Annotated in this window: 2 tRNA genes and 1 rRNA gene; all 3 read left to right on the forward strand. The window is 54.0% G+C overall.

The features are described from left to right. Window positions 1-108: ribosomal RNA gene (gene rrf, locus KJS57_RS26120) — 5S ribosomal RNA — on the forward strand; the annotation flags it as partial. Between the two features lie 40 nt (window positions 109-148). After that, window positions 149-225: transfer RNA gene (locus tag KJS57_RS26125), tRNA-Ile, on the forward strand. Window positions 226-266: 41 nt separating this feature from the next. Then, window positions 267-342: transfer RNA gene (locus tag KJS57_RS26130), tRNA-Ala, on the forward strand. Window positions 343-367: the final 25 nt, after the last annotated feature.

A 367-nucleotide genomic window follows, 5' to 3' on the forward strand; every position in this document is an offset into this window, starting at 1 on the left:
GATGGCGGAGGGGTTCCACGCGTACCCATCCCGAACACGACCGTTAAGCCCTCCAGCGCCGATGGTACTTGGACCGAAGGGTCCTGGGAGAGTAGGACGTTGCCAAGCGCATCCCTTAAATGGGTTGAAAATAGAATATTCCGATTATGGGCCCTTAGCTCAGTTGGTTAGAGCGCACCCCTGATAAGGGTGAGGTCGGTGGTTCGAGTCCACTAGGGCCCACCATTCACTCCATAATCGTTTTTTCTGATCCTGGAGTTTGTTATGGGGCCATAGCTCAGCTGGGAGAGCGCCTGCCTTGCAAGCAGGAGGTCAGCGGTTCGATCCCGCTTGGCTCCACCATATAATTTCATTAATACCTTGCAGA

It is taken from the genome of Paenibacillus vini, from assembly GCF_018403325.1.
Lineage (GTDB): Bacteria > Bacillota > Bacilli > Paenibacillales > Paenibacillaceae > Fontibacillus > Fontibacillus vini.